The organism is Brevefilum fermentans (assembly GCF_900184705.1).
GTDB lineage: Bacteria > Chloroflexota > Anaerolineae > Anaerolineales > Anaerolineaceae > Brevifilum > Brevifilum fermentans.
This window is the reverse complement of record NZ_LT859958.1, coordinates 923,138-949,686: the sequence shown is the minus strand read 5'-3', so window position 1 is coordinate 949,686 and position 26,549 is coordinate 923,138. Positions and strand designations below refer to the sequence as shown.

At 52.1% G+C, this 26,549-nt stretch carries 18 protein-coding genes, 2 tRNA genes and 1 other RNA gene; 6 read left to right on the top strand and 15 right to left on the bottom strand.

Going from position 1 to position 26,549, the window contains the following annotated elements; all coding sequences use genetic code 11:
* Nucleotides 1-11: 11 nt before the first annotated feature.
* On the bottom strand, nt 12-1,031 hold the full coding sequence (locus CFX1CAM_RS04235) for an NAD-dependent epimerase/dehydratase family protein (protein ID WP_087861815.1): 1,020 nt from the start codon (nt 1,029-1,031) through the stop codon (nt 12-14).
* Nucleotides 1,032-1,141: 110 nt separating this feature from the next.
* A complete protein-coding gene (locus CFX1CAM_RS04230; protein ID WP_087861814.1) occupies nt 1,142-1,849 on the bottom strand; it encodes a SpoIIE family protein phosphatase in 708 nt (235 codons plus the stop codon).
* 142 nt (nt 1,850-1,991) lie between these two features.
* Here CFX1CAM_RS04230 and CFX1CAM_RS04225 point away from each other — a divergent pair, with 142 nt between their 5' ends.
* The 3 genes from CFX1CAM_RS04225 (at nt 1,992) to CFX1CAM_RS04215 (ending at nt 5,947) form a co-directional block, all read left to right on the top strand.
* Nucleotides 1,992-3,956, top strand: a complete 1,965-nt coding sequence (locus CFX1CAM_RS04225; RefSeq protein ID WP_087861813.1) for an endonuclease/exonuclease/phosphatase family protein — start codon at nt 1,992-1,994, stop codon at nt 3,954-3,956.
* Between the two features lie 223 nt (nt 3,957-4,179).
* Nucleotides 4,180-4,579, top strand: a transfer-messenger RNA (tmRNA) gene (ssrA, locus tag CFX1CAM_RS04220).
* 261 nt (nt 4,580-4,840) lie between these two features.
* Complete coding sequence (locus CFX1CAM_RS04215) at nt 4,841-5,947, top strand: Ldh family oxidoreductase (protein WP_087861812.1); 1,107 nt, start codon at nt 4,841-4,843, stop codon at nt 5,945-5,947.
* A gap of 116 nt (nt 5,948-6,063) precedes the next feature.
* Here the strand turns inward: CFX1CAM_RS04215 and ligA are convergent, their stop codons facing one another.
* The 7 genes from ligA to CFX1CAM_RS04180 all read right to left on the bottom strand — a co-directional run bounded on the left by ligA (nt 6,064) and on the right by CFX1CAM_RS04180 (nt 12,835).
* Nucleotides 6,064-8,091 carry an NAD-dependent DNA ligase LigA gene (gene ligA / locus CFX1CAM_RS04210; RefSeq protein ID WP_087861811.1) on the bottom strand — a complete coding sequence of 676 codons (2,028 nt, stop codon included), beginning with the start codon at nt 8,089-8,091 and terminating at the stop codon, nt 6,064-6,066.
* A gap of 66 nt (nt 8,092-8,157) precedes the next feature.
* Nucleotides 8,158-8,229, bottom strand: a tRNA-Arg gene (locus CFX1CAM_RS04205).
* Nucleotides 8,230-8,415: 186 nt separating this feature from the next.
* Nucleotides 8,416-9,072: a TIGR03936 family radical SAM-associated protein gene (locus tag CFX1CAM_RS04200; RefSeq protein WP_087861810.1), complete on the bottom strand. Its 657-nt coding sequence runs from the start codon at nt 9,070-9,072 to the stop codon at nt 8,416-8,418.
* Complete coding sequence (locus CFX1CAM_RS04195) at nt 9,063-10,913, bottom strand: TIGR03960 family B12-binding radical SAM protein (protein WP_157891684.1); 1,851 nt, start codon at nt 10,911-10,913, stop codon at nt 9,063-9,065. Before CFX1CAM_RS04195 ends, CFX1CAM_RS04200 begins: the two co-directional genes overlap by 10 nt.
* A gap of 25 nt (nt 10,914-10,938) precedes the next feature.
* Nucleotides 10,939-11,727 carry an SDR family oxidoreductase gene (locus CFX1CAM_RS04190; RefSeq protein ID WP_087861808.1) on the bottom strand — a complete coding sequence of 263 codons (789 nt, stop codon included), beginning with the start codon at nt 11,725-11,727 and terminating at the stop codon, nt 10,939-10,941.
* A 14-nt stretch (nt 11,728-11,741) separates the two neighbouring features.
* Nucleotides 11,742-12,029: a DUF503 domain-containing protein gene (locus tag CFX1CAM_RS04185; protein WP_087861807.1), complete on the bottom strand. Its 288-nt coding sequence runs from the start codon at nt 12,027-12,029 to the stop codon at nt 11,742-11,744.
* Nucleotides 12,030-12,064: 35 nt separating this feature from the next.
* Nucleotides 12,065-12,835 (bottom strand): fumarylacetoacetate hydrolase family protein, encoded by a 771-nt coding sequence (locus tag CFX1CAM_RS04180; protein WP_087861806.1) that lies wholly within the window; start codon nt 12,833-12,835, stop codon nt 12,065-12,067.
* 51 nt (nt 12,836-12,886) lie between these two features.
* Here CFX1CAM_RS04180 and CFX1CAM_RS04175 point away from each other — a divergent pair.
* Together CFX1CAM_RS04175 and CFX1CAM_RS04170 are read left to right on the top strand one after the other, a co-directional pair.
* Nucleotides 12,887-12,960: transfer RNA gene (locus CFX1CAM_RS04175), tRNA-Val, on the top strand.
* A gap of 1,210 nt (nt 12,961-14,170) precedes the next feature.
* Entirely contained in the window at nt 14,171-15,307 is a 1,137-nt protein-coding gene (locus tag CFX1CAM_RS04170; RefSeq protein WP_087861805.1) for an META domain-containing protein, read from the top strand.
* A 300-nt stretch (nt 15,308-15,607) separates the two neighbouring features.
* On the opposite strand, the gene CFX1CAM_RS04165 is transcribed toward CFX1CAM_RS04170, so the two are convergent.
* Nucleotides 15,608-16,828 carry an MFS transporter gene (locus tag CFX1CAM_RS04165; RefSeq protein WP_087861804.1) on the bottom strand — a complete coding sequence of 407 codons (1,221 nt, stop codon included), beginning with the start codon at nt 16,826-16,828 and terminating at the stop codon, nt 15,608-15,610.
* A gap of 117 nt (nt 16,829-16,945) precedes the next feature.
* Nucleotides 16,946-17,695 carry a hypothetical protein gene (locus tag CFX1CAM_RS04160; protein ID WP_087861803.1) on the bottom strand — a complete coding sequence of 250 codons (750 nt, stop codon included), beginning with the start codon at nt 17,693-17,695 and terminating at the stop codon, nt 16,946-16,948.
* 367 nt (nt 17,696-18,062) lie between these two features.
* On the opposite strand from CFX1CAM_RS04160, the gene CFX1CAM_RS04155 reads away from it, so the two are divergent.
* Entirely contained in the window at nt 18,063-18,908 is an 846-nt protein-coding gene (locus tag CFX1CAM_RS04155) for a DegV family protein (RefSeq protein ID WP_087861802.1), read from the top strand.
* 75 nt (nt 18,909-18,983) lie between these two features.
* Here the strand turns inward: CFX1CAM_RS04155 and recJ are convergent, their stop codons facing one another.
* From recJ to CFX1CAM_RS04135, 4 genes are read right to left on the bottom strand one after another with little or no spacing between them, the layout of a single operon-like run.
* The gene (gene recJ, locus CFX1CAM_RS04150) at nt 18,984-21,290 is read right to left on the bottom strand and encodes a single-stranded-DNA-specific exonuclease RecJ (RefSeq protein WP_087861801.1); all 2,307 of its coding nucleotides are present in this window, start codon (nt 21,288-21,290) and stop codon (nt 18,984-18,986) included.
* The gene (locus CFX1CAM_RS04145) at nt 21,290-22,129 is read right to left on the bottom strand and encodes a PD-(D/E)XK nuclease family protein (protein ID WP_087861800.1); all 840 of its coding nucleotides are present in this window, start codon (nt 22,127-22,129) and stop codon (nt 21,290-21,292) included. The genes recJ and CFX1CAM_RS04145 overlap by 1 nt, the downstream gene beginning before the upstream one ends.
* Nucleotides 22,113-24,371, bottom strand: coding sequence for an ATP-dependent helicase (locus CFX1CAM_RS04140; protein WP_087861799.1), 2,259 nt, complete (start codon nt 24,369-24,371; stop codon nt 22,113-22,115). Before CFX1CAM_RS04140 ends, CFX1CAM_RS04145 begins: the two co-directional genes overlap by 17 nt.
* Complete coding sequence (locus CFX1CAM_RS04135) at nt 24,368-26,494, bottom strand: DEAD/DEAH box helicase family protein (RefSeq protein WP_087861798.1); 2,127 nt, start codon at nt 26,492-26,494, stop codon at nt 24,368-24,370. Before CFX1CAM_RS04135 ends, CFX1CAM_RS04140 begins: the two co-directional genes overlap by 4 nt.
* Nucleotides 26,495-26,549 lie beyond the last annotated feature (55 nt).

Below are 26,549 nucleotides of genomic sequence, written 5' to 3'. Positions count from 1 at the left end.
TCCACCATTTTTTATTGATACCGTTTCCGAATTGCCGGAATCAAATATTCTTCGAAGGATCGTTCGCAGTCATAGTCCGGCGACCAGTCCCAATCGTTGCGAGCAGCTGAGTCATCCACGCATTCAGGCCATGAATCCACAATTTTCTGCCTTGCCTCGTCGACTGCGAAATGAATTTTTGCCTCTGGAAAGGCTGCTTTCACGATATCAAAGAACTGTTGCGCGGTTATGGAAAAACTGGTGATATTGTACACAAATTTTGACAGCCGATTCTTCGGCGAAGCAGCTAAACACACCAGCGCTTTGATCGCATCCGGCATGACCATAAAAGGAATGATTGTCTCGGGCCTGACAAAACAATTGTATTCCTCGCCCCTGGCAGCCGCATGTAGCATTTCAGGTCCGTAATCACTCGTGCCGCCGGTTGGTACAGTTTCTGCGCTGATCAGCCCCGGAAAACGAATCGCCCTGAAATCAACGGTTTGTTTTCCATCATGATCCGCTGCCAACTGGCGGTAGTGACTGTTGTAATATCGCCCAAGGTGCTCGCAATACAGCTTATTGCAGCCATACATCGTGGTGGGGAAATTCCAATCTGATTCAACAACAGCGCCAGCCTCGGCTTTATCCTTCAGGGTCGGGATGCCATAAGCAGCAATCGAGCTGGGATAAATAAATTTCACCGACTCGCCCTGCCATTGAGATTGTTCTACAGCCAGGCGCAGCAGATTCAAGGTCCCTTCAACATTGATCCGGTGGGCGGTCTCCGGGTTGTATTCCGCTTTCGTCGACAGGATCGAAGCCAGGTGGTAGATAATGGCAATTTCATGTTCAACGACCAGCCTTCCCAACAGCATTTGATCAAGAACATCACCAACAATATAAGTACTGACCAGGTTTCGCAGGGCTCTATCCAACGGAACCACATCCAATGCCACAATATTCGTGTCTGCCTGTTTTGATAGAACCTGTATCAAGCCATGACCCATTTCTCCATTGGCTCCGGTGATAAGCACAACCTTTTGACGCATGCATGCCTCCTAAGAAATTTGATATATTTTTATCGTAACAGAAGATCCTTCCTGGCGCCTGGCAGCTTTTAAATCAGAGCAATTTCGAGAAACTGTGTGAATAATCAGCTTTACGTCTCCAGAGGAAGTGATATGCTCATCCGGCGGATATTATCTGAGGGTCGTGATGACGTCTGCAAAACAATGATGCTCATCGCATCCAGCGGTTGTCCGTTGTCTAAACGGATCGCACGTTGTAATAAAAACTCAGCAATTTCCCTTGCCGTCGGTTCCTGCTCCTCCATAAAGGCGCCAATGGTGGTGCAGATATCCATGGTCTGTTGGTTATGAGCTCCAGCAGAATAGACCCCATCTGAAAAAGCAACTAATGTCATCTCAGGTTTGATTGACAGCTCAATAATTGTGGGCGAAACATCTGTGTTCTTGCCAATCGGTTCGCTTTCACTGGATAAGCAATCCACCACATCATCAGAGATCAAGAAAACCGGCAGCGAATTATTGCGTGAAATAATGATGGTGCCGGTTTGCAGGTCAGCACTGATCACCCACAAGTTTGCCTGCACCCTACCTTTATGTTCTGAATAAATTTGGCTGGCAGCGGCTCGGATCGAAGCGCCGTCACGCATTCCACTGCTAATATGGTCAATCACCCGGTGGCAAACCATTGTCGACATTGACTTGTCGCCATGATGATCAATCATTCCATCAGCCATTACAACAGTAATTCCCCCGTTGGGGCGTTCGGTAATCTCTATCGTATCACCGCAATTACTGAAACCATGTTTGTCGATCTTTGCGATTGCTATTTTGATATCCATGCCCTTATTTTACTTGAAATTCTCGCTGAATCAGGACCAAATTTTTCTTTTTATGTTAATTCTGCCGGATTACCCGGTGATCACAAACTGAAACCAAATCAATCAAGGGACGATATAGTATATAATCAAATTGGAAAATTACATGCAAGTATGCCAAAAACCATTGAAAGGCACCCTCTTGAAAGATCACTTTAAATTTCATCAGCGCATGCGATTGATGATGTTGTCGGGCTTGTTGGCATTTTCGCTGGTCGTCAGCGGGTGTACCCGCACACCCAAACCCGTACCAAGCCAGGTAATGCCAACGATCACAAAAGAAGCAGACGATCCCAGTCCACAAGTCGTCGCTGTGGATCCTGGCGTGTCTGGCACAATCACAATTTCATCCATCCAGGGAGCAGGTCATGTCTCACCGTTTGAAAATCAGCAGGTTGAAGGTATACACGGCATTGTCACTGCGATCCGGGCAGATGGTTTCTATATGCAATCACTCGTTCCTGACAATGATCCCGCCACCTCCGAGGGGATTTACGTTCTGCAGGGGCTGATTCCATCCGTACGTTCAGGCGACGAAGTGCTGGTAAATGGGTTGGTCAAAGAGGGGGTGCTCAACGGTGATCCGGTCAACGATTTGATGATCACCCATATTCGCCATCCTTCGATCGAAATCCTTTCCAGAGGCAACCCGCTGCCACCACCCATTATTATCGGTCAGGATGGACGTATTCCACCAACAGAGGTGATCGACGGTCAAACCCAGGGTCGGGTCATCGCAGGTGGGGATTTTAATCCCCATTCTGACGGGTTGGACTTTTTCGAAAGCCTGGAGGGGATGCTCGTTCAAATCAACAACGCTGTTGTGGTCGGACCTACCAACCAATACAAAGAAATTGTAGTATTGCCAGATAATGGCGCTTGGGCATCCACACGTACCCCGCGCGGCGGCATCATTGTCCAGCAAGGTGATTTCAACCCTGAACGGGTGATCCTGGACGATGCTCTGCGGGAAATGCCCTTCGTCCAGGTCGGCGACTATTCACAGCAGCCGATCGTCGGCGTGATGGATTATGCTTACGGCAATTACAAAGTACAGCCTATTGCGGATGTGAATTTTCTCGCCGGCAATCTCCAACCCAGCGTGCCCTTAACTCCGGCGTTACCAGGGCAGATCCGCGTGGTGACTTACAACGTAGAAGTTCTTTCCGCCCTTGATTCAGACCGCATCAAAACCCTGGCAGATCATATCGTCAACGGGTTTGCAGCTCCGGATATCATCGGTTTCCAGGAGATCGCTGACAACGACGGCGTTACCGGCAAGCAGGCCGCCTCCGCAGAACTGACTTACCAGGGAATCATCTCCGCAATAGCAGCGTTAGGCGGTCCCCCATATGGCTTTGTGGATATTGAGCCCCTGCCGGACAAGGATGGGGGCGTCCCCGGGGCGAATATCCGGGTCGGCTTCCTTTACCGGCTGGATCGTGGCCTGAGCCTGGTCGACGCGCCCCGCGGGGATGCACAAACGCCGATTGATGTGGACACCCTCAATGGTAGAGTGGCTCTCTCACTCAACCCGGGGCGGATTGACCCGACCAATTCGGCTTTCACCAACAGTCGCAAACCATTGATCGTCTCTTTCCTCATCGAGGATCAGCCCCTGTTTGTGATCAACAACCATTTCATTTCCAAGGGCGGAGATCACGCCTTGTTTGGCGCCGTCCAACCACCAATATTGAACTCCGAGGTTCGACGCGATGCCCAGGCTCAGGTCGTCTATGATTTCGTGGAAACCCTGCTGAAGATTGATCCCAACAGCAAAATTATCGTCCTGGGAGACCTGAATGATTTTCATTTCTCGTCTCCGCTTGAAACGCTAAAGGGGGATCTCCTTCATAATTTGATTGAAACTTTACCGATAGAAGAACGTTACACCTATATCTATGAGGGCAACAGCCAGGTGCTGGATCATATCCTGGTCAGCGAAGCACTTTACACCCAATTATTATCGGTGGACATCCTCCACCTGAATAGCGAGTTTGATTACTGGCACCGATTTTCAGACCATGACCCGATTGTGGCAACCTTCAAGTGGGAGTCAGCAACGCCGTAAAACCCGCCTCACTCTCTACCAGTACAAACAGATTTCCAGACTTCTACCTGCGAAGAGGGATTGAAAGCATTCTTCGCTGATTTTGACCTGGTGTCACCGCTTGTGAAGTCGGCAATATCCCATTCAGTGCGCAGTTTCCCCGAGCGCAGTAAGTGGGACCATTCACTGCTTCTCAATTCACAATTCACAATCCATCAAAATCGGGTATAATATAATCTGCATTGGGGATGATCGGCTTCGACGGGAGAGGCTGGTCCCGGATTGCGAGTCGAGAGGTACCGAACTCGTAAAATCAGTACAAAACAAAAGTGCCAATCGCACACAATATGCAGCTTTACCCCTTGCAGCCTAAACTGTAGGGCGTTAAGCTCAGACCTCTGAAGAGGTCACGTCACCCACGCTCCGTTTGCCTGGCCGGAGATGGAGTTGGCGTCGCAAAGTCAGGATGCCACGCAGGATGCCGTTAAATGCGTGAAAGAGGGGCTTTCGGGTCCCAACGGCTGGCGAGAGGGTCGCCCGGTTGGCTGGCTAACCTCAAGCGAGAACGAATAAGCCGACTACACTCGTAGATATTCGTGGGTCGAATCTTTCGGACGCGGGTTCGATTCCCGCCATCTCCACAAGCCCAAAAACCGTCTTAAAAGACGGTTTTTGGCTTATTAAAAAGCCTTGCGCATTGCAAGTGCACGGTGTTTGAAGCGCTTTTTCCTTGATATTGGTTTCGAATGAATTCTTTGGCGCCGTAGTTCAATCGTCTCCCTTTTTATCAAACCATTTCTGACATGATCTGTTGCCCTATCGGATATAATTAGAAGCCATGGAAAAAATGCTCTCATCGAATGGATGAGGTTTTATGAAAGTCAAAAACAAATAAAGGAGCCGTTATGTCAAACCAAGATGTTTACCTGCCTGTTGATTTTTTACTGGAGTTTATCAAGGAGTGCTTTGTTGCCTTTGGAACTCCCCCGGAAGATGCTCAAATCTGCGCTGATGTGATGATCGCTTCCGATCTTCGAGGGATTGAATCGCATGGGATCGGTCGATTACGCTATTATTATGATCGTCTTATCACCGGTCAGCACGATGTCAACACAAAAATTGACGTTATTCGTGAAAGCCCCACCACCGCTGTTTTGGATGGCAACCATGGCTTGGGTATGGTGATTGCAAAATACGCCATGAACCTGGCGATTGAAAAAGCGCACACCTATGGAATGGGCTCGGTAGCGGTGAGAAACTCAACCCATTTCGGTATTGCTGGTTATTATCCTTCCATGGCGGTAGATGCTGGCATGGTAGGCTTCGCTTTCACCAACGCCCGCCCTTCGGTATGCCCTACCTTTGGAACCATGCCCATGTTGGGCACCAACCCCATCGCCTTTGGCGCACCAACCGATGAACCCTTCCCCTACCTGTTTGACGCTGCCACACCGATTGTTCAGCGAGGTTTGATTGAAAGATTCGTGCGTGAAGATAAGCCAGCCCAGGAAGGTTGGCTGGTTGACCCTGAAAACAAATACCTGACCGATCCGAAGGAAATTTTAGCCGCGTTGGTTAAAGGTGATGCCGCCTTTTTACCCCTGGGCGGGATCGGCGAAACCATGGGGGGGCACAAAGGCTATGGTTTGGCAACCATCGTAGAAATTTTGAGCGCCTCTCTGCAGACCGGCGCCTTCCTGAGTGCGCTTTCAGGAGTTAATCCTGATGGGTCGCCCGCACACTTCAAGGTTGGACATTTCTTCATGGCGCTGAACATTGAGAGCTTTGTCGACCTGGAGGACTTCAAGCGCACCACCGGTTCAATTCTCAGGGAACTGCGCGCCTCACGCAAAGCCCCGGGCGAAGAGCGCATCTACACCGCCGGTGAAAAAGAATACGAAACAGAAATCCGTGTGCGCCGTGACGGCGTCAGGCTCCCTCCAAATCTGCAGAAGGATTTGATCTTTGTGCGCGACAAGCTGGGTCTGTCACAATACGAGTTTCCGTTTTAAAGATCAACCATCATCCAAAAACACCCCTCTTCGATGAAAAACCGGGAGTATTTCAATCCTCTCGGGATATTCCTTGAGGAGGGATTTTTGGTTTATTAATTTGAGGAACCGATCGATCAGATCGAGCGGCTTTTGATTAGCTGCTGCAATTCGTCTTCCGAAAGCGTGGCAATACCCCGCTGCCGGGCTTGATCCAGTTTCGAACCCGGGTCTGCGCCCAGGACAAGGAAATCGGTTTTACTGCTGACGCTGCCGGTGACTTTCCCACCCCTTGATTCGATCAGCTTTTTCGCATCGCTGCGCGAGAGCGTGGGCAGCGTGCCGGTGATGACAAAGGTGAGTCCAGCCAGGGGTTGTTGCCCGGCAACACGTTCAGATTCGGCGCGCGGCCACACCCCACTTTCTTTTAATTTCGAAAGTACAACCTGATTTTCATGAGAACTGAACCATTCCACGATCGAAGCAGCCATATTGGGCCCAAAACCCTCAATGGCTTCGATCTCTTCCTGAGTGGCATGACCAAGCGCATCCAGATCGGAAAAGTGCCTGGCAAGCGCCTGCGCAGCCACCTCTCCCACACCGCGAATGCCCAGGCCGGTGATCAGACGCTCCAGGGGTTGCGCCTTAGAAGCCGTGATTGCGGCGAGCAAGTTTTCGGCTTTTTTATCGGCAAAACCGTCTAATTTAAGCAGGTCGCTTTTCTTCAGACGATAAAGGTCAGCAATATCTTTGACCAACCCGGCGTTGATGAGCTGTTCACCGACATTGATCCCCAGCCCGACGATATCCATCGCGCCGCGTGAGACGAAATGCTCCAGGTTGCGCACCAGTTGTGCCGGACAGGCGCTGTTCGTGCAGTAATACGCCACCTCACCGGCAGGATTTGTGATCGGCTCACCACAGGAAGGGCAGTTTTGTGGTACCCGGTAAGGCTGCTCGTCACCACTGCGGACATCGACGATCGGGCCAATCACATACGGGATCACCTCACCAGCCCGCTTGACCAGCACCCGATCACCGACCCGGATGTCCTTTTCCTTAATAAAGTCAAAATTGTGCAGTGTCGCCTGTTTAACAATCACCCCGCCAATCTCTACAGGCTCCAAAATGGCATAGGGTGTAATCACCCCCGTACGACCTACATTGACACCAATGTCGTTCAACTGCGTGGTCACTTCTTGTGCAGGGAATTTATAAGCAATCGCACCGCGTGGGTCTTTTCCCACAACGCCTAATTGCTCAGATAGGATCAGGTCGTTGATTTTGATCACCATCCCATCCACCTCGTAGGGGAAGGCGTTGGGGTCGGTTTCCAGACAGAATTGTATAGCTTCCTCTAACTCCGTGCAATGACGCGAGGCAGTCGACACCGGGAAGCCCAGTTCACGCAGATAATTGAGTGTGCCCCATTGGGTTGTGGGAATGTCTCCCCCTTCATGGTGAACAATTGCATACACCAGTAAAGTCAGCGGTCGTTGCGCCGTGATCCGTGAATCCAGTTGCCGCAATGAACCGGCGGCCGTGTTGCGCGGGTTGAGGTACGTTTTCTGCCCCTCAGCTTCCAGCCTGCGGTTGAGGTTTTCAAAATCCGCTTTGGTGATCAGCGCTTCTCCGCGCACGACCAGCTCAGTTGGAACCCGGGGTCCATCAGCCGAAACCGGAATATGCAGCGGCAGCGCTTTAATGGTGCGCAGATTCTCGGTAATATCCTCCCCAACTTCACCATTCCCGCGCGTCGCACCCTGAACAAAACTGCCATTGCGGTAGTGAAGCACAACGGTCAGCCCATCCAACTTGGGCTCCACGACAAAATCCGCCTTCTCCGCTCGAGCATCCAGGCGGGTCAGGCGCGCAAGCCAGTCGCGCAGGTCCTCTCCGTTGAATGCATTCGCCAGGCTGAGGATCGGCGCCGGGTGGACCACCTTTGTGAACTGTTCCAGCGGTTCAGCTCCAGCCCGCTGGGAAGGTGAATCAGGTGTGACCCATTCCGGATGCGCTGCTTCGATGGCGTTGAGACGTTTCAGTTTTAAGTCAAATTCAGGATCGCTGATTACAGGGTCGTTCAGCACGTGGTAACGATAATTATGATAATGAATTTCAGCCTGTAAAGCCTGGTATTCAGCCTTGAGATCATTGGGCGTCATCGGTTCTCCCTTTTTTACTTGGAAACTTATGCCTGAATTTTACACGATGACCGCTTTAAAGGAAAATATTCCCGGTGAGATTCGAACTCACATTTACGGCTCCGGAGGCCGTCGCCTTATCCTTTAGGCTACGGGAACATGCGGAAGTGGATCGCAAGCAGGTAAATTATACCTGAGTTAGGTGATAGGGGGTAAGCAAATGGAAAAAGGTGAAAGTTGAAAGGGAAATGGAGGATTATATAATTGGGAATCAGGGATTAGGGATCAGGGACTGGGAACAGGGATTAGAAGAATATTTTTGTCACTGCGAGCTGTGATGTGCAGCTAATTCAACAATAATCGGGTGCGGCGGACGAGATAGGCGGTATTGGGATAGCCCAGGGTTTCCAAAAGGTCATCGGGACGACCGGTGGCGCCCGGTTCTGCTTTCAGGCGCATCCGCAGGATCACTGCGCCATCCGGATCGGTAGCAGTTTCCAGAGCCAGGATCAACGGACGCAGGTTGTAAGTCTTTTTGCGGCGTGTAATTGGGATCGATGTTTGGTTCAACAATTGCTCAACCTGGTGATTGAGCTCCAGGATGTTTTGTGGATCATAAAAACTGACCTCAAATTCACTGGCTTTCATCTGGACCTGTAGAGCGTCTTCCCCCATATCGACTTGCTGCACTGAATAAATTTCCAGTCCAGGCGGTGCAACCGCAGTCAACCGCTGCTGGATTTCCGGCAGCGGGAGCGACTCATCCATCCAGAAGTCGAGCAATTCCTCATCGCTGATGAACCCTAACGGTAGGGCTGAAGCGAGGTTCAACCGGGGGCGAGGATGATAACCCTGGGTGTAACGCAGCGGCAGCTTACTGCGCCTGAGCAGGCGTTCCCACAGGCGCTGTAAATCCAGGTGACCCGTAAAGCGCAGCCCGTCGCGTTTAGCATAGACTACGCGAATGCGGCTGATCCCCAGTGGATGTGCGTTCACGGGCATTTCCACCCTCCGCCGGGCTGGGCACGTCGCAGCCCACTGAAGGCGGCCAGGATGCCGCAGGCGTAACACTGCTCACGACAATCCGGGCGAACGGTTCCTGACAGGCTCATCCGGTAATCCTCCTGCAGGAAGGATTTACGAACGCCGACATTAATGTGATCCCAGGGTAAAACTTCATCCAGGTCTCGCTCTCTAAAACTGTAGAAATCCGGGTCCAAACCACATTCAGCAAAGGCTGATTCCCAGTGCTCTAACCTGAACTGGTCGCTCCAGGCGTCAAAACGCGCACCCTTTCGCCAGGCGCGTTCGATTACAGGTGCGATGCGCCGATCACCGCGTGACAGCCAGGCTTCCAGCAACGACGCCCGCGGATCATTCCAGGTCATCTTGATTTTACTTCCCCTCAAAGCATCTTTCAGCAGCGTCAGCTTGGCGTCAATCGCACTCAGGTCATCAAAAGCAGCCCACTGGAACGGTGTATGCGGTTTGGGAATAAAGGTGCTCACCCCGGCATGCACCCTGACCCGCCCACCAGCAATCTGGCGTCCCTCCTGGAGCACCCTTTTACATAACTCGGCGATGGCTTCCACATCAGAAAGCGTTTCCTGCGGATGCCCGATCATGAAATACAGCTTGATCGATTTCCAGCCATGCGCGAACACCGAGCGTACGGTGTCCATCAGTTCCGCATCGCGTAGCGGTTTGTTGATGATATTGCGCATCCGTTCCGTGCCGGCCTCTGGCGCGATCGTAAACCCGCCGCCCGGCGAAAGCGATTGAAGTTCATCCATCAGTTCATCAGAAAAGGATTCAATCCTCAACGAGGGCAGCGAAATATCCACCTGGCGTTGCGTTAGCAGTTCCCGCAAACCCTCAATCAAGGGAATGATTTCGCTATGATCCGAAGAAGACAGTGACAGCAGGCCAACCTCCTCGTAGCCGGTTTGATCCAGACCTGCGGTCAGGGCTTGCATGACCTCAATCACCGAGCGCTCACGGATCGGTCGGTTGACCATCCCCGCGTGGCAAAAACGGCAGCCACGTGTGCAGCCGCGCATAATCTCAATGCTGACGCGTTCGTGCACCACCTCGACGTTGGGAACCAAAAAGCGCGATAATGGCGGGGGAAGTTTTGCCAGGATGCGTTTTACTACCGGTAATTTCACCCTCGCATCAGCAGGCTCAACCGTTTTAATTTTGCCGTCAGGATGATAATCCACTTTAACGAGTGCGGGAACATAGACACCCGGAATCTGCGCCAGCCGCAGCAGCAGCTCCTGGCGTGAACCACCCGATTCAACCCAGTCCTGGTGCGCGTCAACAATATCCAGTGTTACTTCCTCGCCCTCGCCGATGGCAAAGGCATCCACGAAGGGTGCCACCGGTTCCGGGTTGAAAACGGCCTGCCCGCCAGCGATCACCAGGGGGTGCTGGATCTCACGGTCTTTGCTGTGTAGGGGAATTTTCGACAGGTCGAGGATGTTAAGGAAATTCGTGTACAGGGTTTCATAGGGCAAGCTGACCCCGATGATCTCAAAATCAGCCAGGGGACGTTTATTCTCCAGGCTGAACAAGGGAATGTCCGCATTGCGCATGGCTGTTTCCATGTCGACCCAGGGGGCAAAGGCGCGCTCTGCAGCAACATCAACCCGCTGATTTAAAAGGTCATACAGGATCGCAATCCCCAGGTTCGCCTGACCCAGGTCATAAATATCCGGAAACACCAGCGCCACATGCGTTTGCACATCGTCCCAGGGCTTGACAACCTGGTTCAGTTCACCCCCGACATAACGCCCCGGTTTGGTCACAGCCGGCAAGAGATGTTCAACTCGCTCTTGCAAGCTTTTTTCCTTCACAACCCCCACTTCAGACCAGTCCCTTATAGGTTCCGCCGTCCACCGGCAACAGCACACCCGTGACATAAGATGCCGCCGGAGAAAGTAAAAAGGCAGCCACCCGGGCAAATTCCTCAGGCTTCGCCATGCGCCCCAGGGGGGCATCTGCGTTTTGCGCCTGCATTTCGGCTTCAATCGTGGTCCTGTTGCGCATAGCCCGATCAGCCAACAACTGTTCCACCCGTTCCGTCTGCGTCCATGAAGGCAAAATTGAGTTGAATCGGATTCCTTCGCTGCCCAGTTCCAGCGCAAGGGTTTTAGTCAGCCCGGCGGTCGCAGCCCGGATGCTGTTGGAGAGCACCAGGTTAGGAATCGGTTGTTTGACTGATACCGATGTAACGGTCAGCACGGAAGGGGCTTCTGAACGCCTGAGCGCTGGCAACGCAGCCCGGATCAGCCGCACATGGCTTAGAAAAGAAAGTTCAACGGCTTGCTCCCAGGTTGGGTCATCAATGTCCTCAAATGCGGCTGGCGTCGGCCCGCCCGAGTTGGTGAACAGCAGGTCCAGGCCGCCAAAAGCCTCCAAAGTCTGGTCAACCAGTTTTCCAGGGATTTCGGGGTCGGTCACATCACCAGGGATCAGCACCACCTTAACGCCAAATTCAGCCAGCACTTCGTTTGCTTGTGATAGTTTGTTAGGGTCACGGCTGTTGAGCGCAAGATTGACGCCTTCCTGGGCAAGCACTTTGGCAGTAGCCAACCCCAAACCGCGGCTTGCACCGGTCAACAGAGCGATCTTTCCTTTTAATCCCAGGTCCATGACAACTCCTCTTTCTATGCGATGATTTCGATTTTCTCACCAATTAGCGGCAAATCGGGCCAGTGACATTCGTAAAAGGCGACGACATTCGATAAAGTATTCTCAACATGATTGCCCGGGCTGGCTGCACAGGCGATCAGCAATTCACTGCTCTGCCAGACGTCCTGGTGCCCGTATTCCACCACAGAAATATTAAATTCTTTGTGTAGTCGGGCAACGATCGGTTTGATCAGTCGGCGCTTTTCCTTCAGGGAATGGCAATCCGGCAAGCGCAACGTTAATGTTAATATTCCGATAGTCATGGACTTAATTTAACTCGGCGAACCTCAAATGTCAATCAGACCCTGTGTTCGCTGGTTACCGGGTTGGTCAGCGTCCCCAAGCCCTCAATCGTGATCGAGACGCTGTCGCCATCTTCCAGGTCGCCGACGCCTGCCGGGGTGCCGGTCAGGATGATGTCCCCCGGGTCCAGGGTCATCACCGAGGAGATAAAAGCGATCAGCCGGGAAATGGAAAAGACCATATCGCGGGTCGAGCCCATCTGGCGCAGTGATTGGCTGACATGGCAGGTGATCAGCGCATCCGCAGGGTCAAATTCAGTCTCGATCCAGGGCCCCAGGGGGCAAAAGGTGTCGAAGCCCTTAGCGCGCGCCCATGTCGTGTCGCTGCCCTGCAAATCGCGCGCGGTGACATCGTTGGCAATGGTATAGCCAAATACGGTGTCCATTGCCTCCTCCGGTTGGATCCAGCGCCCGCGCCTCCCGATCACCACAGCCAGTTCTGCCTCGTGCTGCACCTGTTGAGATTGGGGCGGCAGGACGATCGCATCGCCAGGGCCGATCAGGCTGCTGCCGGGCTTGAAAAACAAAACGGGGATCTCGCCAATCGGGTTGCCAAGCTCCTGTGCGTGGGCAGCATAGTTGCGCCCCACGCAGATGATCTTGCCGGGCAAAACCGGGGGTAAAAGCCGCACCGAATCCACCGACAGGTCGGGGTCGAGACGGCGGAAGGCGCCGAAGGGGTCGCCATCGATCTCGCCAACCCGATCTTGATACAGCCAGCCATAGCGCGGTCCGCGCAGGGGAGTTTCAAAGCGTAAGATTTTCATATCAGGAATGATACCATTTAAAGCCGGTCATGCGGTATAATTTTTGTTCCCGGGCGGATAGCTCAGTTGGTTAGAGCGCTTCTCTTACACAGAAGAGGTCGCAGGTTCGAGTCCTGTTTCGCCCATTTTTGCCGCAAACATAGACCCCGGGGTTTGGGCCGAATCTTCTCAACCCCGCAATCAAACCCCTGAACTTAGACCCCCGGGGTTTGGGTCCAACCTTCGCAACACCGCAATCAAACCCCGGGGGTCTTAACAGGCGAGCATTATTCCTGGTTTTTCTGCTAACATGCACAATTGCAAACCCTTCTATCAAAAGTCGCACGAATGATGCCCCCTCACCTAACCGCTGAATATAGACCCCCGGGGTTTGGGTCCAATCTTCTCAACCTCGCGATCGAACCCCGGGGGTCTTAACGCACGACCATTATTCCCGGTTACGGTGTTAGCAGGCGCAATTGCAAACCCTTCTGTCGAGAGATACGCGAACGATGCCCCCTCACCTAACCCCTGAACATAGACCCCCTGGGTTTGAGTCCAATCTTCGCAGCACCGCAATCAAACCCCGGGGGTCTTAACGCACGACCATTATTCCCGGTTACGGTGTTAGCAGGCGCAATTGCAAACCCTTCTGTCGAGAGATACGCGAACGATGCCCCCTCACCTAACTGCTGAACATAGACCCCCGGGGTTTATGTCCAATCTTCTCAGCCCCATAATCAAACCCCGGGGGTCTTAACGGCATGCGCAATTACAAACCCTTCTGTCGAGAGTTACACGAATGATGCCCCCTCACCTAACCCCTGAACATAGACCCCCGGGGTTTTTGTACAACCTTCTCAACCCCGCAATCAAACCCCGGGGGTCTTAACGCGAGACCAATATTCCCGGTTTCGCTGTTAGCCTGCTCAATTACAAACCCTTCTGTCGAGAGTTACACGAAGGATGCCCCCTCATCTAGCCCCTCCCCGAGGGGGATAAGCGCTCTCTGGCTTCATCCTTTTTGGCAAAATATCCAAATCATAAACATTGCTGAAATGTCGGTTATTTAAATTACACATTCTGTTTCAAGTACCCGAGAATCAAAATCAGGCTCATTTCCATCAGGTTTTTATACTGAATGGAACTTTTTTCCCCGATATAACGTTAAAACAAATGCGCTCACCTATGCTCCGTCAGCATCTCGTGCCAGATGCGCGATCTCAAACCTGGCGAGGTATAATCAGCGAAATAAAAAAATTGGCCTGTGAAACAAAGTTATTTCAAGAAATAAGGCAGTATAAGGCGAACATTGACTTTGTTAGACAGGTAAAAAAGAAAAAAGGATGAAAACAAATGAACACAAAACAATTTCAAAAAACAATGATAACGATTCTAATCGCAGCTACACTACTGGCAGCCTGTGCGCCAGCAGGTGCAGGAAAGAAGACCATTTCTTTGGAACAGCTCTATTCCGGTACATGGCATCTGGTCGCGTATGGTTATAAAGATAAAACTGAGAACGTCACCCCTGGCTTGAATACCTTCATTGACTTCCAGCCCGATGGCAGTTTATCCGGCAATGCAGGTTGCAATAACTTCTTTGGTTCTTACAAAGTATCCGAGAAGGGTCGGTTCTCACTTGTAGAACCGGCTGGATCGACCCTCATGTATTGTGAAGGCTTCATGGACGAAGAAACAGCCTTTATGGGGGCCTTACAGTCTGCGAAGAGTTTTTACTTCAATGAAAACAATCAACTGGTTATTAAATTTAAAAAATCAGCAGAAGGATTCGACTATATGCTTTTTGAAAACAAACAGCCCCCTGCCCTCCTGGGTACGAATTGGGTGCTCAGTTCATTGGTCACACCGGAAGGCGACGTCGAAATTCCTTCGGAAAATGCACCGCTTTTGAATCTATCAGAAGATAGCGGCATGACAGGCTACGGGGGTTGCAACAACATCTTTTCTGATTATGTAGCCAAGGACGAGAAGATCTCCTTCGGTCCAATCGCCAGCACCCGAATGTACTGTGAAGGTCTGATGGAACTGGAAGGCAGCTTCATGCGGGCATTGGACACGGTCACCCAATACAAGATCATTGACAACCAGCTGGTATTATCCGATGAAAACCTTACAACAGTGTTGACGTTTTCAGCCTCTGAATTCACCTTGATCAACACACAATGGCGCCTGCAGTCACTCAATGGTGAGGTTATCCCTGCAGATATCGAGGTGACCCTCACCCTTTCAGATGAAGACGCTGTTTTTGGTATTGCAGGTTGCAATAATTACTCCGGCACCTACGCTGTTGATGCGGATCGATTGACTGTCAATATCCTTGCGGTAACCGCCATGTATTGTGAACCATCTATGGCTATTGAAGAGGCTTTCATCGCCGCAATGCAGGACGAGTTGACTTTCCAGATCGATAACAATCGCCTGACCCTGAGTTCGAAGAACAATACCCTCTTCTTCCTCGCTGAGGAATAACGTTTCTTCAACAGGTTATGGCTATCAGCTCCGGAGAACAGGTTTAAATCCTCAAATTAGATCTGCCTGCTTAACACAACGCTTTTCTAAAATTTTTCACAGCTCGGGTTTCATCCCGAGCTGTGCTCTTTTTTAGAAGACGTAACACAATTTCGCGGAAATTTGCTAATTTTCACCAACCCTCAAATCTCTCGGATCACAATCGAACAGTATCACCCCCCTTTCATCTGTGATTTTAATTTTCAAAAAACTATTGAGTAAATTCAATCCCACGCGGGCAGAAAACCAAGCCCCTCTATCTCACCCTCTTTTCACCGACTTCGGCAGCAGAAAGACAAATGGAATCAGCAAGGGCATTGCCGCAGCGCTGACCAAGAACGTCAGCCGCAAATCATACCGATCTGAAAACAGTCCAATCAGGACGACGGTCAGAGATTCCATCACGAAAGTGATTGCCATATACAAACCATTGGCAAAGGCACGCTGTTCGCTGGCATTTTCCATCACAATCGCCATTAACACCGGCACCACAGCCAGTGAAGAAAACCCCATCAGCAACAACAGGAGCAGTTTCCAATTTGCATTGGCATACAGGAATAAAATCATAAAAATTGGTGTGGTAATCGCTGAAATGATCAGCATGCGCCGGCGTCCAAATCGATCGCTCAGACCGCCCGCCAGGAACGCACCTCCCATGCCTGCCACTTCAAGGATGGTCAGTGAAAATCCCGCCATCCACAACGTTGAGCCTTCATGGGTTAAAAATGTGGGTAAATAGGTGGTCAGTGACGTCAACGTCACATAGCGCAAGAAGGAGATCGCTGCGACAGGCAGCATCAATTTGCGTAATTGCAGCAATCCCAGACGCCAATCAATTTGTGCATCTGGCTCCATTGTTTGGGTTGAGATCTGATCCAATTTAAGAAACAAGAATACCGAGGTCAAAACGCCCCCCAACAATAGCCAGGGCACACGTTCCACCGTCAAGTACGTGACGGCTGTGACAATGATCAACGGACCCAGGGCGCGTCCCAGCTCGCCGCCTACCATCCAGAAGCTCATCCCTCGACCTAAATATTTTCCCGAGAGCAAGCTGCCAAGCACCGGACCGGTTGCATGCAAGGTCGCGGAGCTGATTCCCGCCAAAATCAATAAAAACGCCGTAAAACCATAAGTTGGGGCGCTGCTGAGAAAGCTCATGGCTGCACCGGTGATTGCCGGCGCAAGGATCACCATCCAGCGCAAATTCACTCGGTCGGCTATCCAGCCAATATAAGGTTGTACCAAAGATGGCATGCGATAAAACACGGTCAGCAGTCCTGCGAGGGTATTGCTGAGGGCGAACTTTTCGATCAACATCGGCAAAATCGGGGGCAGGAAGGCTACATAGGCATCATGCACGGAATGTGCAATTGAGACTGTTGTCACAGCTCCGGCTTGAAATTCTTGATTGAGCGTCTTTGCGTCATTTTCCATGATGTTGGCGGCACTATCAGCCTCAGTACAGGCACTATTCTTCATTGATCATCACCGTTACAATAAAAAATTAAATCCCGAATAAGTGTATCACTTGTTCGGGAAAACAAACCTGTTAATATTTTTTCTCGGAGCTCACCCCACAACCGAGCTCAGCCTTATTTACTCCACAGCCAGATGCGGTTCAAGTTCCAGCAGCGACTTTGTCAACAATTCCAGGTCGATCAGACTGATATCCTTATCATGATCTAACCCGGAAACAACCAGTTCCAGCCGGGCCAGCAAGGAAATCGTCGAATTGGGTTCCACCGCCTCGATGGCAGGTCGTAACTCCTCGATTCGCGATTGAGTGTCAGCAAGCGCTGCCTGTGCACCCTCGATATCATCAAGAAACATCGCAATCCGGGCGGCGTTCACATCCACCAGCACCTGGTAAAACAACGCATTCGCCCTGACAGCAAAAACCTCATCCTTCAAGCCTGCAATCTCTTTCTCAGCTTTCTGGTTCGAAGCAATCAACGTCTTGTTTTCGCTCTCCAGGTCACTGACGGCCTGGTTGGCATCTTCCAACTGGGCACGGGTTTCTTTCATCTCATCTGCAAGCGGTTTGAAGCGCACAAAGTGGTCGGTCAGGAAACCCGCTAAAAATACCAGTGCAGCCACCCCCAGCACGATTAACGCTTTGCGCAAAAACAATTGGAAACGCGTGGGAGGTTTCTTTTCAACGGCTTCCACAGGCGGAACCTCTGGTTCCATTTCCGGTTCTGGGGCCCGCTCGGCAGGTTCGAAAACAAGCCTGGCTGCATCTTCCGCACGAATTTGTGGCGTGATGGCTTCCTGCTCGTCGCTCAGTTCGGGTGTGTCCGCTGCCTTGGGCTCCGGTTGGTTTTTGATTGTCTCATCTTCAGTCATGTTCTTTCTCCTCTTTAAGAACGAAATTTTGTGAACCCGGTCATTGATCGTTGATCAAAACGCTTGAACATCATTATACCGAGCCTCGAGGTTTAAATCATAATTCTTTTCAGATCACATTAATCGCTCTCATACCCGATCGCAGAGGCAGGCCCGTCCTTATCCGGGTTCTGCAGAGCATAGCGTTGAGCGTCACAGGCTCACCCTTCGCCAAGAGCGATTCGTACCTGGTCAACCTAATTTTTATAAACAGATTGGACGAAATTTAATCCTTTGCTCAACAACCACGGGATTCACAGGGAAAACCCAACAGCAATCAATATCGCTTATAATCACTGTGAGCGAAATAAGATTTCTGGAGGCCTGTATGATCGCGATTATCACCGACAGCACCTGTGACATCCCTGCAGACCTGGTGGAAAAGTACGCCATTCAGATTGTGCCCCAGTACATCATTTGGGGTGATGAACAATTCAAAGACCGGGTAGAGCTTTCGCCTCAAGCTTTCTACCAGCGTTTTCAAACCGACCCACAAAGGCCAACTTCTTCCCAGTCTACCAAAGATGATTTCCTGTCTGCCATCGATGCAGCTATTGAAAACGGCGCAACTGAAGCACTGATCCTGACCGTATCTTCCGCCATGAGCGGGACTTACCAAACAGCCAAAGCTGCTGCAGAAAAAGCGCGCATCCCGGTCTCAGTGATTGACTCAAAAGGGCCAACCATGTCCCTGGGCTGGCAGGTACTGGAAGCTGCCCGTGCCCGGGATGCCGATGCAGACATGGATGATATCATTGCCAGGGTCGCCACGTTGCGCCAGAAGCTTGTCCAGGTTGTGGCTATGCAATCAATAGAATATTTGGAGCGCGGCGGTCGGATTGGTGACGCGGCGAAATGGGTGGGAACCCTGTTAAAAGTCAAGCCCGTGGTCAGGATCAATCACAAGACCGGTCGGGTTGAACCCGCCGGGCTGGCGCGCACCCATCAATCTATGCTGAACATGCTGCACAGGAAATTCTTTGACTCCCTCGACCGGGATGGCAAACTTCACATCGCTGTCTTACATGGGAATGTGCCGGAGGAAGCACAGCGCCTGGCAGAAAGCATCCAAAAAGAATTTAATCCCGTTAAGCTGATTATCAATATCACCGGTCCGGTTCTGGGTATCAACACCGGTCCCGGTGCGCTGGCGCTGTGCGGGTTTTCAGGATGAAGTAAAGTCTAAAAAACCAGCCCTCTCCATGGGCTGACCGGTAATGGCATCGGTCAGCCTGTTATTTTAACCCCCTCACCGGTTGATAATCGAGCGCAATTCCACCTGGTGGAAGTACCTCCGATAAGCTCGGCTCTCTTCCAGCAATTCTTTCAGCATGGTTTCCAATAACGCGCTTGCATCAAAATCGGCTTCCGGTCTGTCAGCGCGAATGTGAACCTCTTCGCCTTTAAAGTTCACAGACAACATCCCCCTGGCTTCCCACAACAGCAACCCGGTGCGGACCGCGCTTTCATCAGCGGCGCAAGTGGCACCCAACCTCTCAATGCTGGCTCTCCCGCCCAAGTTGTTGAGCGCGTATTTTGCCGCGCTGCCCAAACGGGACATAAAAGCATGCAGTTCACCGATGCCAGGTTCCACAGCAAAAACGGTCACCTGTTTCGGCTGCACAAGCTCCAGCACATGCTGTAAAACAGTTTGTGAAGGCGGCGCCGTCCAGATGACCAGGTGCGGATTTTTTTCAAGCTCATGCCTGCCCTTGAAGTGAATCGCATTGGGTAAATCACCTTCGCCCCAAATTAAAGCCCGCGGGGATTCGAGCACAAGTTGAGCCAATTGGTCTTGTGAGTGAAGGCTTGCTCGATAATCGATAAGTTCCACCTGACGGGAGGCAATTTCCACCTTTCCTGCTTCCGAAAGTTGAAAATCAATCCATTCTGCGCTGAGTTGAGGTGTACCCTTGTAATCACTCTCCGTTAATTGGCACACAAGGTCAAATTGCGCCTCGGGCAGCCGCTCATCGGCGCCATTCCACCAGATCAGGCGCAGTTCGTTGTTCTCTTTGTCCGCAACCGTCACCTGGCGGTGTTCGCGCTCAATCCCCACGGTGGATTCTGCTACCACCCGCAGGTCGTTCACCCGGAAGTTCAAAGCCGGGTTTCCCTGGCCAAAGGGACCCAGGCGCGAGATTTCTCGCACCAGCGCCAGATCCAGCTCGTCAAGGCGGAGGGATCCGGCGATTTCAATCGGTTCACCAACCGCACCGGAGGGCAATTGGGCTTCAACCGTTGCCAAAAACCGCCGTTTAAAAGCAGGATAATGTGCAACAGGCAGGGACAGCCCGGCAGCCATCGGATGTCCGCCAAAGTTATTCAGCAGATCAGACTGGGCGCCAATCGCCTCTGTGATGTGTAATCCGGGCACTGAGCGGGCTGAACCGGAAATCGGATCCTCGCCGGTCAGCAGGATCACCGGCTTGTGGTAACGTTCCACCAGGCGGCTGGCGACAATCCCAACCACCCCGCCAGGCCAGCCAGGATGATGCAGCACAATTGCTGGTGCGTGCCGGTCATCGCTGGAGGCTTGGAGTTGCGCCTCGGCTCCCCGTTCTACCTGGCGCGTTTCTGAACGCCGTTTGATATTCATCCCCTCTATCAGGGTCGCCAGGCGGCGTGCTTCTGATTTGTCCTGAGTGGTTAAAAACTCCACCATCGGGTTGGCGTCTCCCAGGCGCCCAACGGCGTTCAGCCGCGGCGCAATCTGAAAGCCAATATGTCCCTCGTTAATCAGCCCGGGGTTCAGTTCAGCGTTTTCAAACAACCGGATCAACCCAACCCTGCTGGTCTTGCGCAAGCTTTTCAATCCCCTCTGCAGCAGGTAGCGGGTATCACCCCGCTGCTCTGCCACATCGGAGACGATGCCCAGGGCAACCAGTTCCTGCAACCGACCGAGATCCAGTTCCCGGCCCAGGGAAGCATACAGCCCTTCGATCAGTTGATAAGCAACGCCCACGCCCGGCAGTGTGCGTAAGGGATGACCCTCCTCCAGCCGCTGGGGGTTGATCACGGCATCCGCGGGCGGCATCCTCTCAGCCAGCAGGTGGTGATCGGTAACAATAATTGGGATATCCAGGTTACGCACCCATTGCAAGCTTTCAAATTCGGTAATCCCCGTGTCGCAGGTCAGCAGCAGGTCAAACCCCTGTACCAGCTGGGCTTTGAGAACCTCTTTTCGGATGCCGTGGGATTCTTTAGCCCTCACCGGAATGTGATAGCGAACATTTGCACCCAGGCCGCGCAACCCCTCCACCAGCAGTGTGGTCGCGGTCTGCCCATCGACGTCAAAATCTCCCCACACCAGGATGCACGCCTGCTCACTAATCGCCCTGGTCAGTAAATCGCAGCCCCGCTCCATGTCGGGCAAATCAAAAGCGCTGGATGGATGGTAAAGATCAGGATCTAAAAACGCCAGGGCTTCGTCGACCGTGCGGTAGCCGCGTTCATAAAGTGTGTGAGCCACCAGCGGATGACCGCCAATGGCTTCCTGAAATTCAATCGGGATGGGATGGGTTTCCACGTGAACCCAGGGCTGTTTGGGCGACATCAGAATTCAATCTCGGGCAGGTCATCAAAGTCGATCAATCGATCAGGATCATCCAGTTCCAGTTCCAACCGGTCAAATTCTTCCAGGCTGCCCGCTTCAACGCCGCGCTCACAATGCGAGCGGTAAACACAAAACCGGCACCTGGCAAGGTCAGCGGTGCGCAAGAAATCCTCAACTTCAGCGTTGGCGACGGTCTCAACCAGGTGCGCCAGGTATTCACGATCACGATCAAAATCCGCCTGGCTGTAAATCAGGTAAATTGGCGTTTGGGGATGCGTCGCATACCAGTAATGCATGCTGATCTGCTCGGGCGCTGCCGACTGATGATTAAGCAGCATTGGGCTGGCTTGTAACACCACCAGGCGATAGAGCCGGGTTTGGATTCGTTCCAAAAGTCGAGCTTTGCTCAGGGGCTTTTCAGACGTTTTCCAATCAAAAATGGTCAGATTGCCTTGTTCTTCCACAAGCAGCAGGTCGTACTTTGCCAGCAGCCGTTGACCGACCAGGGTAGCGGTCAGGGGCATCTCTACCCAGCGTTGACCCACCAGCCAGGGCGGTACATGCGTCAAAAAACCTGCCCACCATGCGCGCAGTTCTGGCCATGGGTCTTCCTCTGCCAGCACTTCAATCCGTTCGGCTGACACGCCCAGTAAATACTGCTGCACCAGTCGGTGAAAGCGCCCGCCTGCCTGCCCGCGTTGCTCGAAGTCAAGCGCCTGGTCGACCACCAGCGCAGGCCACCTGGTCCGCAATACATAGCGCAGGTAAAAACGGTAAGGACAATCCACATAGTCCTGGAGGTTAGCCTGGGTGAAAACAAAATCATTGGGGAGGATCATTTCTGGCCTCCAGATAATTTATTAATGCGGTCAATGCCTCAGCCGGCACGTTTTTATTGCCAGGTCTGCCAGAATTCCAACTGACCAATAGAAAGCGACGCGCCCGTGTGATGCCAACGAACAACAGGCGCAGTCGTTCACGGATGAACTCCAGTCGAGCATCCAGCGACGCCTGACCCGGTCGATACCAATCATAGGTATGTCCGTCGATTAACGCCCGCAATTGGGCGATTGCTTCTGCTTCCAGGTTGTGCTTTCCCTTGACATACCACTTTTCCGGCAGGTACTGGTCATAAGGAGCGCCAGAAGGAAAATTATAATTATTGACTGCGGTCAGGAACACACAATCCCACTCTAAACCCTTGGCTTTGTGCATGGTTGCCACCACAACCTGACCGGGGTAACGGTCCGGGTCAAAGGCATCATCATCAGCAGAAAATCCCAGATATCGGCGTTCATTTTTTGTGATGGTGGTTAATTCGTCGATAAATTGCGGCAGACGCCAATCCAGATGGTCGTCGCTCATCTGGCGTAAAAGCGTGGACAGTTTATAAGCCAGAGCCAGTTCAACCGGGTCCAGGAACAGGTCCTGGGCAATTGTCAACAGGAGTTGATCGATCGGTAAAATCACGGCTGAGTGCCAGCGCCGGACAACGGACTGAAAGGACTTCAGCTCATTCAGGGTATCAGAATCGCCCTCATTTTCTGCGAGATCAGCCAGCCAATCCCGGTCAGCAAAAGGCCACAGGTATTCTTCCAGGTTTTTACACCTTTCAATCTGTTTTGCAATTCCCAGGTGAAATTTCCAGGCATCGTCATCTTCTTGCGCTCTTCGACGCCAAACCTTGTACGCTTCGGCTAATTTTCGGCTGGAGGTCGGATCGGCCAGGCAGCGTAGAATTTTGACCATGGCATCGGTTGAGAGCCGAGTCGAGCTTGAGGAATATAGCAAACTATCCACACAAGGGACCTTTAGTTTCTTGAGCTGTTCAACATATTTATAAGCCCGGTCATTACTCAGGCAGAGGATCGCCACCGTCTGATCGGGCTGCTTTTTAAGAAAGGACCGGGCGGTGTTGATCACATAGTCCATTTCTTCATCGGAATTCATTCGTTTGGTGAGCAAGCGGATGCAGTGTGGGCAGGGTTCGGGGTTGGGTTGGGGGTCATCGGCGGGCGTTGGCAGTATCAATGGCGGCGACAAAGCACCGCGCACAGCCGGCAGAGGATGTTCCGTCTGCGTCCATGTGATCAGATGGTTGGCAAGGTCGATGATATCCTGTGAAGATCGACCGCTCTCCGGCAATGTCCGCTGCTCAACCGTGGGATGATTCAGGAAATCAAGCAGGAATTGAGGGCTGGCTGTTGTAAAACTCTCGTAAATGGCCTGGTTTGGATCGCCGACCCGCACCCAGTTGCCGCCCTCACCTGCCAACAGCGAAAGGATCTCCTGCTGTAGGCGGCTTGAATCCTGGGCTTCATCCTCAAGGATAAATGGCCAGCGTTGACGCAGTTGCTGCACCAAAGATGGATCTGATTTCAGGCAGCGTAACGCCAGCCGGATCAGATCGTCAAAGTCAACGCCGCCCCGGTAGATCAGGGCATTCTGATACTCGGTATACATGTCCAGCCCCATCCTGACCAGGGGCAGGGGGATTTGCATCCGGCTCAGTTTATTCTCAATATCAGCAGGCAACAACTCCCGATCCTTTGCCAGACGGATAAAGGCGTTAGCAATGTTTTCTATCGTCCTCGGCAGATTTTGCTGAATGGCATTTACGTGGCTTTGATTATTTTGATCATATTCCAGATATGGCTCCAGAAAGTCCGGGTGAGATGCAAGCCAATCCTTGGCGATTCTGCTCTTGATCCGCTCACACTCATAATCATCAATGATCTGAAAACTATTGCTCAATCCCGCCAGGTCTGGGCGTTCACGGACGATATCATTCGCCAGCCCGTGCAGCGTACGCACCCGATACCCATAGCCTGGTAGCAAACCTTCCATCTGGAGCTGCGCACTGATGCGCGATGAAAAGTTATCCACAGCAGCATTCACCAGCGTCACCACCAAAATTTCCTGATCAGTCTCAATCATGCCGCGTTTGATCAGGTTGGCAGCCAAATATGCCAGTGTCCATGTTTTTCCGCTGCCAGGCACAGCGCTGATCCCCATGCGTCCGCCCTGGTAACGCAAAACTGCTTCCTGTCCGGGTCGTAATCGGATAACTGGCTCGCTCATGCCCCCTCCTTAAGTGAACGCCGCCAGGCCTCATTGATAATTCGGATCAACAAACCCCGATTCTCGTAGCCGCGTATATCCAGAGTGCTCATCCCGATATAGACCTTCTTCCGGCACCGGTTGAGCAATCCAATGCTGAGCCTTCGCAGGGTTTCGTGAGCAGCAGCCAGCTCGTCATCAGCATCCCATACGTCCCCGGCTGTCCAGTGCCGGCTGAGTACAGAGGGATGGGTCAGGGGTTGATGCAGGCGCTGGTACCAGCTCGGGCTACCAATATCCAACCAGAATTGAACGTCCACCGGCTGGTTGCTGATCAGGAAGGTGTAGGCTGGCGCCATGAACACGGCATCCGGCGAACGCTCCTCCCAGGTTCTCAGGTACTGGGCCGCTATCACGCCATCCTGCACCATTTGCAGGTATTCTTTGCCCGGGTCAAAATCTTCGCCGGGCAACTGCTGTCCAACCGCCCAACGAAATTTTTGCACCGATTCGATCAGAGTTGAAACGGTATTGGCTCTTTCCAGATCATCATGAAACCCGAAACCGGGTTGGCTCAACACCTCACCGAACAGCCGGCTGAGGAAAAAATCAAGGTTCTGATTGCCCTCTGCCCCTGCAACTTCCAGCAGCCATTGCCGCAGCCTGTTATAGCGTTCTCCCACGCTGTAGGTTATTCGATCCTTAATTTCATTCGGGATAGCCTCGAATGGCTTAAGCATGATTCCGTCATTGCCTGGTTCAAAGACCAGGTTGACCAATAATTGGGCTCTGACCAGGTCTAAACCTTCGATCGCCTGCGACAATGCCAGTGCAAGGTTGACCGGTTGTGCTGGCATCGACCAGCCCGGATAAGCAATTGTTGCCAGGCTGAGTAAGGTCTGTGTGGCAGGTTCATCACGCAACGCCCGTGATGGTCGATGGGATTGGTGTGGAATGCCCAATGCATCCAGACCATCGCCCAGGGCAAACCGCAGTACATCCGGCATATAAGGCGCCAAAAGGACGATCTCAGCGGGCGGAACCCCGCTTTCAATCAGCTCAGCCACGTTTTGCGTGACCCATTTGACCATTGATGGAAATAATTTAATAGGCTCACCCGGCAAGCCCAGTGCCTCCCGTAAGGCTGGCGTGGGGCTTTCAATCTCCTCCTCGTTCCGGGATTGGAGCTGGCTGATCACCGATTGGACGCCTGTTTTCAACTGGGCGATAGCAGGCTCATTAACCAAATTCTGTTTGAACCACAAACGCGTTTCGCAGGTTGAGCCCAATGAAAACGCGCTGATCACATCCGCGCCAAGGAAAGAACGAAAGCCAGCCTCCTCATCAGCAATTAACAGCGCCGATTCGAATTCAGGCAGCCAATCCCTGAGCACGTCATGGGTTACAGGCGTATCTTCCTCGATGTTGTCCGCAATCAGGTGGCGGTAGGATTGGATCAGGTGTTCACGGCATAATCGGAGCGGCCACAGGCGCTGAAGAAACACTTCCACCTGCAATGAAAAATCCAGCAGGTTATGTTCCAGACAGAATTGGCGAAAATGGTCCGCACAGCGCTGGACATCATCGTAGATGTTGAACTGTTCAATGCCCCCAATCCAGGCGGATTTCAAACGGGGACCGATCTCTTCGCAGGGAAAACCCACAATCGCCGCTTTATTCAAATTATCCAAAATTTGGGCATAAATTCGGTTGCGATGAATGGTCAGGCTCTCAAAATATCCTTCGTTTTCGATCAGCGGCCTGACGACATGCGCCATATAATATTGACCCGATTCGAGCGTCAGGAAATGCGGCGGCTGATTGGGGTGAGCAAAGCCAGCCTCCTCGCTAATGAGCGGCCAGAATAAGTCCACCATCCGCCTGGCTAAGCCGCCCAGCGTCATCGTGGTGATCACACTGTGGGCAAAGCCTCCCTCATCGTGCATACAATCCAGGTAGGGTTGTGCCAGACTCCGTTGCGGGGTGAAAACCAGGATTTGATGAGGGGGTACGCCAGACTTTAGCAGTTTTTGAAGCCAGTGCACCCCGGCAGTCGTTTTTCCTGTACCGGCTTTGCCCTGGACAAAAATTTTCGTATCGATCGGCTGGGTTAACAACAAGCCTTGTTCGTCAGTAAGCAGCATGCTCTTATTATATGATAAAAATCTTCAGGTCGCTGCTCCCTTCGCGAGTATAATA